9 protein-coding genes are annotated in these 10,081 nt (G+C 70.0%); 4 read left to right on the plus strand and 5 right to left on the minus strand.

From position 1 onward, the window contains the following. Window positions 1-144 precede the first annotated feature (144 nt). Window positions 145-1,260 (minus strand): AMP-binding protein, encoded by a 1,116-nt coding sequence (locus VGF64_12945; protein ID HEY1635661.1) that lies wholly within the window; start codon window positions 1,258-1,260, stop codon window positions 145-147. A gap of 50 nt (window positions 1,261-1,310) precedes the next feature. On the opposite strand from VGF64_12945, the gene menB reads away from it, so the two are divergent. Both menB and VGF64_12955 read left to right on the plus strand, forming a co-directional pair. Continuing rightward, window positions 1,311-2,204: a 1,4-dihydroxy-2-naphthoyl-CoA synthase gene (menB, locus tag VGF64_12950; protein ID HEY1635662.1), complete on the plus strand. Its 894-nt coding sequence runs from the start codon at window positions 1,311-1,313 to the stop codon at window positions 2,202-2,204. A gap of 31 nt (window positions 2,205-2,235) precedes the next feature. Then, window positions 2,236-3,084 carry a 1,4-dihydroxy-2-naphthoate polyprenyltransferase gene (locus VGF64_12955; GenBank protein HEY1635663.1) on the plus strand — a complete coding sequence of 283 codons (849 nt, stop codon included), beginning with the start codon at window positions 2,236-2,238 and terminating at the stop codon, window positions 3,082-3,084. A gap of 8 nt (window positions 3,085-3,092) precedes the next feature. Here the strand turns inward: VGF64_12955 and VGF64_12960 are convergent, their stop codons facing one another. Next, a complete protein-coding gene (locus VGF64_12960) occupies window positions 3,093-3,860 on the minus strand; it encodes an alpha/beta fold hydrolase (GenBank protein HEY1635664.1) in 768 nt (255 codons plus the stop codon). A 50-nt stretch (window positions 3,861-3,910) separates the two neighbouring features. Here VGF64_12960 and menD point away from each other — a divergent pair, with 50 nt between their 5' ends. Beyond that, window positions 3,911-5,635: a 2-succinyl-5-enolpyruvyl-6-hydroxy-3-cyclohexene-1-carboxylic-acid synthase gene (menD, locus tag VGF64_12965; GenBank protein ID HEY1635665.1), complete on the plus strand. Its 1,725-nt coding sequence runs from the start codon at window positions 3,911-3,913 to the stop codon at window positions 5,633-5,635. A 50-nt stretch (window positions 5,636-5,685) separates the two neighbouring features. On the opposite strand, the gene VGF64_12970 is transcribed toward menD, so the two are convergent. From VGF64_12970 to VGF64_12980, 3 genes are all read right to left on the minus strand, one after another. Then, a complete protein-coding gene (locus tag VGF64_12970; protein HEY1635666.1) occupies window positions 5,686-6,840 on the minus strand; it encodes an isochorismate synthase in 1,155 nt (384 codons plus the stop codon). A 98-nt stretch (window positions 6,841-6,938) separates the two neighbouring features. Then, window positions 6,939-7,631 (minus strand): ubiquinone/menaquinone biosynthesis methyltransferase, encoded by a 693-nt coding sequence (locus VGF64_12975; GenBank protein HEY1635667.1) that lies wholly within the window; start codon window positions 7,629-7,631, stop codon window positions 6,939-6,941. A gap of 2 nt (window positions 7,632-7,633) precedes the next feature. Next, complete coding sequence (locus VGF64_12980) at window positions 7,634-8,425, minus strand: MerR family transcriptional regulator (protein ID HEY1635668.1); 792 nt, start codon at window positions 8,423-8,425, stop codon at window positions 7,634-7,636. Between the two features lie 498 nt (window positions 8,426-8,923). Between VGF64_12980 and VGF64_12985 the strand changes: the two genes are divergently transcribed. Beyond that, window positions 8,924-9,589 carry a response regulator transcription factor gene (locus VGF64_12985; GenBank protein HEY1635669.1) on the plus strand — a complete coding sequence of 222 codons (666 nt, stop codon included), beginning with the start codon at window positions 8,924-8,926 and terminating at the stop codon, window positions 9,587-9,589. The last annotated feature ends 492 nt before the right edge of the window (window positions 9,590-10,081 follow it).

Genomic DNA, 10,081 nt, shown 5'->3' on the forward strand with positions numbered 1-10,081 from the left:
CTTGGCGCCGACGTCACCGACAATCCGCTGCTGCCGCGCCGCGGCACGGTCGACGTCAGGCCGGTCGATGCGGACCCGGCACTCCTCGACCGCTTGGCGGTCCCCGTCTGATGCTGCAACCGAGCGGCGACAAGAGACCGCGACTCACCGCAGCTTGTGGCGGGCCACCTTGCCCAGCGAGGAGCGGGGCAGCCGGGCGACGAGGACCAACTCCCGGGGCGCGGCGTAGGCGGGCAGCTGATCGGCCACAAAGGTGCGCAACGATCCGAGATCTGGTGGTTCGGCGGGGTCGCTGGGGACGACCCACGCGACCACCCGGTCGCCCCATTCCGGGTCGGGCCGGCCGCCCACCGCCACCTCGCTGACCAAAGGGTGGGTCGCGATCGCCGCCTCGACGGCGTGGGGCCACACGTTGTCGCCGCCGGTAATCACGAGCTCCGAGATGCGGCCCAGGACCGAGATCCGTCCGTCCGGCTCGACCGTTCCCGCATCGCCGGTGGGAAGCCACCCGTCCGAGGTCTTGGGGTCGTGGCCGTCGCGATAGCAGCGCAGCAGCATCGGCCCGCGGAGCATGATCTCTCCCTCGACGACCCGCGCCTCGACGCCGTCGAGCGTTCGCCCGTCATACACGACCCCGCTACCCGTCTCGGTCATGCCGTAGGTCGTGATCACGTTCGCCGGAAGGCTGGGGGGCGGCCTGCTACCACCGAGCACCACGGCGCGAAAGAGGCCAGCATCAACCCGGGCGAGAGTGGCGGGTACGAGGGCCACGAGGGTCGCGCCATCAACGCGAGCAGCTCTTGCCACCTCGCCGGCGTCGAAGCGAGGGACCACGCTCAACCTGGTCTCCGTGAGAAGGGCACGGGTGATCACTGCCAACCCGCCGACGTGAGCCACCGGGAGGCAGGCCAGCCACCGATCGGACCGGGCATCGACACCGAGGCGGGTGCTGGTGGCCGTGGCCGAGCTGGCCACCGCGTCGCGGGTGAGCACAACTCCCTTCGGCTCGCCCGTCGTGCCGCTCGTGGCGACGACAAGGCAGTCGCCGGCCTCGACCGGCAGGCTGCGTCGACGATTCCATCGCTCACCGTGGCCGTCGACCACCATCTCCGGTCGGAGAACGTCCAGGAGCCGATCGGTAGCACGGGGCGGGAGACGGGTGTCGACCGGGAGCACGGCGTCCCCGGCGTCCCAAGCTCTGCGCAGCTCGGTCACGAACCCCGGACCGCCGGGCATCGCCAAGGCGACAAGGGAGGGCACGGCGGACTACGGTAGCCCACTGTACGAGTAACTACTCTAGGAGTAGCAGCTTGGGAAGTATTCGTTCGGGAAGCGCAAGCTCGGGAAGCACTAGCTCGGGAGAAGCCGGGCTCACGGCGTCGACGACCCAGCCCAACTGGGTCTCATCGGGCGACTACGGAGACATCGCCTACGAGACCGCCGAGGGGATCGCCAAGATCACGATCTGCCGGCCCGAGGTCCGCAATGCCTTTCGGCCCCGCACCCTGTTCGAGCTGAGTCACGCCTTCAACGCCGCCCGCGACGATCCGCAGGTCGGGGTGATCGTCCTGACCGGCCAGGGTGACAAGGCCTTCTGCTCGGGTGGGGACCAGCGTGTCAGGGGTGACGACGGCTACGTCGACGACCACGGCGTCGGTCGCCTGAACGTGCTCGATCTCCAGATCCAGATCCGTCGCACCCCGAAGCCCGTGGTGGCCATGGTCGCCGGCTACGCCATCGGCGGCGGCCACGTCCTGCACGTGGTGTGCGACCTCACGATCGCGGCCAACAACGCCCGCTTCGGCCAGACTGGTCCCCGGGTGGGATCATTCGACGGGGGCTACGGCTCCGGCCTGCTGGCGCGCGTCGTCGGACAGAAGAAGGCCAGGGAGATCTGGTTCCTCTGCCGCCAGTACGACGCGGACGAGGCGCTCGCCATGGGTCTGGTGAACGCCGTCGTGCCGCTCGATCAGCTCGAGAACGAGACCGTGGAGTGGTGCCGACGCATGCTCGAGCACTCGCCGCTGGCCCTGCGGATGATCAAGGCCTCCTGCAACGCTGTCGACGACGGATTGGCGGGCATCCAGCAGCTGGCCGGAGACGCCACGCTGCTGTACTACTCGTCCACCGAGGCGCAGGAGGGGCGTGACGCCTATCTGCACAAGCGCGCTCCCGACTTCGCTCGCTTCCCCCGGCGTCCGTGAGGGTCGCGTGCGACCCGGGAGCAACCGTTGGGTGCTGGGGGCGAGGCCGAGGACGCTGCCGGCTGCAATAGCGCCCGTCCTGGTAGGCACCGCGGTCGCCGCCAGCGAGGGACCGCTGCGAGCGTGGAGGGCGGTGGCGGCACTGGTGGTCGCCCTCGCTCTCCAGGTCGGCGTCAACTACGCCAACGACTACCAGGACGGGACCAGAGGCACCGACAGTGAACGCGTGGGTCCGACCCGCTTGGTGGCCTCCGGCCTGGCCGCGCCGGCCCAGGTCCGTGCCGCTGCCGTCCTCTCGTTCGCCGTCGCCGCCGCCGCTGGGGCGGCCCTGGCGATCGCCGTACAGCCGTGGCTGCTGCTCGTCGGGGCCGCCAGCATCGGCGCGGCGTGGGCCTACACCGGCGGACCCCGCCCCTATGGGTACCGCGGCTGGGGCGAGATCTTCGTGTTCGTGTTCTTCGGGGTCGTAGCCACGACGGGCTCTGCTTTTGTGCAGGCGGGACACGTGTCGGGCCTGGCCCTGGCCTCATCGGTACCGCTCGGCCTGCTCGCTGCTGCGCTCCTTGCCGTCAACAACCTTCGCGACCGTCCGCGTGACGCGCTGGCAGGCAAGCGCACGCTCGCAGTACGCCTTGGAGACCACGGAGCCCGGCGCTTCTACGTCGCCTTGGTGAGTGTTGCCCTGCTCTGTCCGGTCTTCATCGCCATTGACCGTCCACGAGCGCTGATCGCGCTGGCTGTCGCTCCACTGGCAGTCCGCCCGATCCGGCGAGTGCTCTCTGGCGCACAAGGCCTCCCTTTGGTGGCGGCCCTCGGTGACACCGCTCGTCTGCAGATCGTGTTCGCCGGCACCCTCGCTCTGGGGGTGTGGCCCCGCTGAACACCGACCTATTGGCGCGGCGCGGTCGTCTCCGATCGACCGAGGAACGGCTCGACCACGGCGAGGAGCGCCTCTGGGCGTTCGAGGTGGACGGCATGGCCGGCGTCGGGAACCAGCGCCAGCTCGGCGTTCGACCCGATGGCGGTCACCATGGTCTTCGCCAGATCGCAGAACACCGCGTCCTTCGCGCCGGCGACCACGAGCACCGGCATGACCAACCCGTGGAGCCGCGACCACAGGGGTTCCTGGGCGCCCGTCCCGGCGAGCCGCAGGCTGGCCGCCAGTCCCTCCACTGTGTTCTCGCGCCGGGCGTCGAGCTGGGCCTCGGTTGGCCCGAGCGAGGCAAACAGCGGGCCTGCCAGCCACCGGTGGAGGAACTCCTCGAGCCCGATCTGCTCGAGCTCGGCCGCCAGGCGATCGTCCGCCGATCGCCGCCGTTGCCGCTCTTCGGCATCCGCGATGCCAGCGGTGCCGCTGACCAGCACCAGGGACCGGACGAGCGTGGGCGCATCGAGGGCCAGCTGCAGGCAGAGGCGGGCACCCATCGAGTAGCCGAGGTAGCTCGCCTGCCCGGCGACGGCGCCGATCAGTCGAGCCCCTGTTGGCACGTCGGCGGTGAGCTCCGACGAGCCCCCGTGGCCGGGGGCGTCGACGCGGAATACCTCGAAACGCCGGGCCAGGGCGAGACCTACCGGGCCCCACGACTGCCGCGTCTGGGTGAATCCGTGGACCAGGACCGTGCGGGGACCGGACCCCTCGACCTCGGCATGCAGCACGGAGTCATCGTTGCACCACCGACGGGTGGGCCGGGTGCGATGGCGAGGCCGTGGACATAGCCGCAACGTTCTGCGCCACCCTGGTCGACGAGTGGCGCCGCGCCGGGGTGACCGACGCGGTGGTGACGCCGGGCTCGCGCTCGACGCCGATGCTGCTGGCGCTGCGCGCCGAGGAACGGATCCGGCTGCACGTCTTCCTCGATGAGCGCTCGGCGGCGTTCTTCGCCCTTGGAATCGGGCTGGCGTCCGGCCGGCCCGCGGTCGTGGTGACCACGAGCGGCACGGCGGCAGCCGAGCTGCTCCCAGCTGTGACCGAGGCCCACCACGCTGCGGTCCCGCTCATCGCCTGCACCGCGGACCGGCCTCCGGAGGCGCACGGGGTCGGCTCTCCCCAGACGATCGACCAGTCGCGCCTTTACGATCCGGCACTGCGCTGGCGCGCCGACCCGGGCGTGCCAGATCATTCCGGGGAGAGCACGTGGCGCTCGCTCGGCGCTCGAGCCTTCTGCGAGGCGGTCGGGGCGAGCGGGCGGCCAGGTCCAGTTCACCTCAACCTCCCCTTCCGGGAGCCCCTCGTCGGTGAGCCCGGCTCGCTGCCGGCCGGTCGGGCCGACGGGGCGCCCTGGCACCGATCGGTGCGCTCGGGGCTGCCTTCACCGTCCACCATCGCCGAGCTGATCCGGCAATCCTCCAACCGCCGAGGTGTCATCGTGGCCGGTGCTGGCTCCGGCGATCCTGACGGCGTGCACGAGCTGGCGGGCGTCCTCGGCTGGCCGGTGCTGGCCGATCCCCGCTCCGGCTGTCGCCGGCCTGGGCGGACCACCATTGCCGCCTTCGACGCCCTGCTCCGGCACGGTCCTCTGGCCACCGAGCTGACCCCCGAGGTCGTGCTGAGGGCAGGGGCACCGCCGGCGTCCAAGGTTCTGGCCGGATGGCTGGCGACCTCCGGCGCCGACCAGGTGGCCGTCGAGACGTACGGCTCATGGCTCGATCCCGAGCGAACGGCCCACGTGGTCGTCGAGGCCGATCCCGGTGCGACGTTCCGGGCCATGGCCCACAACCGGCCCGCCCCCTGTTCGCCCGGCTGGCTCGAGGCCTGGGCTGCCGCCGAGTCCACCGCCCAGGAGGCCGTCGATGGCGTGTTGGCCCGCCATCGGACGGCGACCGAGCCAGGGATCGCCCGGGCTCTGGTCGATTGTCTTCCCCACGAGACCACGCTCGTCGTGTCGTCCTCGATGCCGGTCCGCGATGTCGAGTGGTTCGCCAGGCCGCGTGGGGACGTGCGCGTGCTCGCCAACCGGGGGGCCAACGGCATCGACGGCGTCGTGTCCACCGTCCTCGGCGCCGCCGCCAGCCGTCCCGGCCGCCCGACCGCCGGGCTCCTCGGCGATCTCGCCCTGTTGCACGACGCCGGAGCGCTGCTCGGCGCCGCTCTTCGAGGGCTGAACTGCGTCATGGTGGTCGTGGACAACGACGGCGGGGGCATCTTCTCGTTCCTGCCCCAGGCCTCGGCGCTAGCCGAGGATGATTTCGAGCGCCTTTTCGCCACGCCCCATGGTCTCGACCTGGCCGGCCTGGCGCGGCTCCATGGCCTCGCCACCAGTGAGGTCGACCGGGTCGACGAGCTCGACCGGGCCGTGCAGGCCGGGTTCAAGGCGGCAGCGACGACCGTGGTCGTGGTCCGCACCGAGCAACGGGCGAACGTGCGCATACACGACGAGCTCCAGGCTGCCGTCGCCGCTGCCCTCGAAGGAGCGGGCCGCCGAGGAGGCTGACGAGTACCGGGTGTGACGGTCTGCGGACTCTCGCCTGCGAGCGGGCAGCCTCAGGGCCGCACGATGGCGTTGAGCATGGGCTGGAGCTTCAGCTCGGTCTCGGCCAGCTCCGCCTCGGCGACCGACTCAGCGACGATCCCCGCTCCGGCCACCAGGCGGGCGGTACCGCCGGCCAGCTCCGCCGAGCGTATGCCGACCGCCCACTCACCGTCTCCGGCCGCGTTCACCCATCCGACCGGTCCCGCATAGCGCCCGCGGTCGATCCCCTCCACCGCAGCGATGTGGGCTAAGGCGGCCTCGGTCGGGGTCCCCGCCACTGCCGGCGTCGGGTGCAGCGCCAACGCCAGCTCCAACGCCGATGGGCGCGTGTCAGTGAGCCGGCCCTCGATGGCAGTGCCGAGATGGGCGACGATCCCGACGGGAACGAGCGAGGGAGCGTCGGGGACCTCGAGGACGTGACAGAAGCGAGTGAGCGTCCTCTCCACGGCATCGACCACGAGGCGGTGCTCCTGACGCTCCTTGACCGAGGTCATCAGCGAGGACTCGGCGTCGAGATCGGAGCCCGGCGTGCCGTGCCGCGAGGCGGTGCCGGCGAGGGGCTGGGACCGTACCCTCTCACCTTCACGGGCGACGAGCAGCTCCGGACTGGCGCCAACGAACCCATCGGCGGCGAAGACCATGCAGGACGGATACGCAGCTCCGAGGCGTCGCACCACCTCGGCCACCGGGATAGTGCCGTTCGCTGTCACCGCCACCACGCGAGCGAGCACGACCTTGCCGAGACGGCCGGCAGCCACGGCCCGAGCCGCATCGGCAACCTGCTCGGTCCAGCGGCGCACATCGGTCACTGACCGCACCACGTAATCTGTCGGCCGCACCGAATCGCTCACACCTGAGCGCTCGTCCTCCCACCGGGCCGCGCCGACGGCAGACTCGAGGTCGGGGTCGGAACCGGTGATGGTGAGCGAAGTCGCGCCGTCGTGCTCGCGCCGCACCAGCAGCTCGGGAACGATCAGTTGACCCTCTATCGAACCCGAGAACGGAAGAGCCCCGACTGCGACCGGCGGGTGCGCACCGTCCGCCTCGATCGCGGAGAGGATCTCGCTGACATCTGCCGCCGCCAACTCCGGTCGCCCGGGAGCCACTCTCACCCTCGCCGCCACTCCCCTGCCGGCAAAGCCCGTCCCCGCCTTCTGCCAGAGCACGCCGTGCTGCCCCGCAACACAAGCCAGGTCTACTTCGGACCCAAGCTCGAACGTCCTCGCAACCAGTGCCCCGCGCCTTGCCAGTCCTGCGCGGCCCGTCACGATCTCGTCCCGACAAGCAGCTGCACGATGCCGCCCGAGAGCATGTGCCGACGAGTGTCCGGAAAGCCTGCAGCGGCGACCATGGCAACGAGCGAGTCCGGAGGCGGCAGGTAGGCGACGGAGCGGGGCAGGTAGCGGTACGCCGCCCCGTCGGACAGCACCGCTCCGAGCCGGGGCACCACCTCGGTGAAGTACACGCGGTGGCCGAGCCGCAGAGCAGGGTTGGTCGGCTCGGCCACTTCCAGCAGCGCGATGCGACCGCCCGGACGCACGACCCGGGCGAGCTCGGCCAGGAACACGTCGAGGCTCACCAGATTCCGGAGAGCGAACCCACAGGTCGCACCGTCGACCGATGCCTTCCCCAGCGGGAGGACGTCCACGTCGCCCCGAACCAGCGGCGCCAGGGTGTGGGCGGCCCCGAGCATGCCCGCAGACAGATCGACCCCGAGGGCGGCGAGCTCCGCCCGCCCGAGCTCCACACACAGGTCACCCGTCCCGCAGGCGAGGTCGACCACGATCGCCCCGCGCGGCAACCCGAGGGCGGCCACGGTGCGGCGGCGCCAGCTCCGGTCGAGGCCAAACGTGATGAGCCGGTTCATGCGGTCATAGCGGGGGGCGATGGCGTCGAACATCGCCGTCACGCGGCGCGACTTCTCGGCGCCCTGAGGCAGGGAGTCTGTCGCGTCCAAGGTCACCTCTCCACCGCCAAGGGCCACTCGAGACGACGCAACGCCTCGGATCGCACCGCCGCCACCTCGTCCTGATCGCCGACCGCCTCGATGTGCTCCTGGGCCACCGCCAGCAGTGTTCGCCGGAAGTGGTGGGCGACCAGGGAGACGGTCGCCGGCAAGAGAGCATCGAAGGCCTGGACGAGGCGGGCTGCCGCCTCGGCATCCTCCGCTCCCTCACCGCGAAGGGCGTGGCGAACGTGTTCGTCGAAAAGCTCGACCGCCCGCTCTGCCAGCGCCCGTGCCGACCGGCCGTGCAGGCGGGCCAGCTCGAGAACATCACCGAGGGGCAGTCCGTACTCGAGAAGCCGCAGACCCGCCCGCAAGGCGGCGCTGTCCGCGTCGGTGTATCGGCTTTCCCCCTCGTGGCGGCGAGGGATGAGGACCCCTTCCCTCTCCAGGGCCTCCAGCAGGGCCACGGGCACCCCGGCCCGCTCCGCCAGCTCGGAGAGAGTGAGGAACTCCTCGGGCGAGCCGTCGGGGCGCCGTTCGTCGGCCCCTCCGACCACGGCTTCCACGAGAGCTTCATCAGCGCGGCCGAGCTCCTCGCGGATGATTCGGCCGATCACGCCGAGGGTGAAGCCGCGCCCTCGGAGCCGACGGATCTCTCGCAACCGCTCCAAGTGGTCGTCGTCGTAGATCGCCACCCGACCGGTGCGCCTGGGCGGGGGCAGGAGCCGCTTGGCCTGGTAGAAGCGGATCGTATCGACCGAGACCATGGCCGCCCGAGACAGCTCTTCCACGCGGTACTCCACCCGACCACTCTAAGAGTAATCACTCGAAGAAAGCGAGCCGAACGACCGCAGGCGTCGCGCGCCTCGTCACTCGACGAGGGGCTTCGCCATCATTGAAGAGAAATGCGAGCGGAAACATCGCGGGTCTTTTTGCGGATCACTATCGCCCCTTATGTTCGGTAGCCCTCCACCAAGGTGTGGTGTCGCTTCTCCCGACAGGACCCATCCGCTGTCTCGAGGGCCTTGTCAGAGTCGTCCCCGACCCTTACGCTAATCGCTGTCGGCCAGGTATCTCTGGTGCGGACGGTGGGCGGATTGGGCACGCAGCACGTCTATTGCAGCTGACATGCCGCGGGAGTTGTCCAATATGAGAAGAAAGTTCCCTCCTCGGGGGCCGGCGAAGGCATCTATGGGGGACATTGCACCGCCCAGCAGGCCCGGGGGGCATCGGCACGTGGCTGATGCACCACCCGAATAGCTGATCACCGAATGACGACGGTCTCTGCTGAAGACGGTGCTATGGCGCCAGGTTGCTCCCATCCGCTTCGTGTAGCCCTGGTCGACAGCGACGAGCTCACCCTGGCCGGCCTGCAGAGCATGCTGGCTCGTCATCGCGACCTGGTCGAGGTGGTGGGCACGGTCCCGGTCACTGCGGACCTCGTTGTCGGCCTCGCTGAGGTCGGAGCTGAGATCGCGCTGGTCGAGGTGCAGCTCCTTGCGACGAGTGAGGTCGAGCCGTCCACGTCGCTGATGGCCGAGGAAGCCCCCTTTCAGGTGGTGATCTTCACCTACGAGGCCGACGGGCGAAGCGTGTCGGAGGCCCTCCGCCTCGGCGTTTCGGGCTACCTGCTGAAGTCGCTGAGCGGTGATCAGCTGGTTGACTACCTACTGCAGATCCGCGACGGAGCGGTGCTCCTCGATCCAACCCTTGCCACCCGGATCACCCTGGGCGCCGCAAACATGGACGGCGAGCATTGGCCCGGCCTCGAGCTCGGCCTATCCCGGCGAGAGAGTGAGGTCCTGGGCCTCCTCGTCGACGGGTTGAGCAATCGGGCCATCGCCGACGAGCTCGTCGTGGGAGAGGAGACGGTCAAGACCCATCTGCGCTCCATCTACAAGAAGCTCGAGGTGAAGGACCGAGCCCAAGCCGTCGCCCACGTGCTTCGCCGAGGCGTCTTCACCTGAACATGCGGGGGCGTGCTGTTCGCGTCGTCGGCGGTGCGTCGGACGACCGAGGAGTGACCAATCCGTGAACGCGGACGGGGACGGGACGGGGACCTTCTGCCGGGCGAGATCCGACCCTCGAACCACCATTTGGGTTCGTTCCACGCGATTCGCTGGTCGAGCAGGTCCACCAATCCGGGCGACGATTCGCATAATCTGTTGCTGCTCATTTCAACCTCTAGCGGCGCGAGGTGGACGGACATGGGGCAGAAGCTGGGACTTGGGGCCATCGTCGTCCTGGTCGGCTGGTTTGTCGTGACAGCCCCCGACCCCGCGGCTACAACGGTGCGACATGCCGCCGACAGCGCGGGACACGTCCTGCACCAGATATCGGTGTTCGTTCGAGATATCTGGCCATGAACCTCGACCGGTACCTGCTCCCCGGCGAGCAGCGGGTCGTGGTCGTGCGCCGGCACCCGGCGATGTTCGCCCGTCTCGCGGTGGCGACATTCA

This window comes from Acidimicrobiales bacterium, assembly GCA_036491125.1.
In the GTDB taxonomy this organism is placed as follows: Bacteria; Actinomycetota; Acidimicrobiia; order Acidimicrobiales; family AC-9; genus AC-9.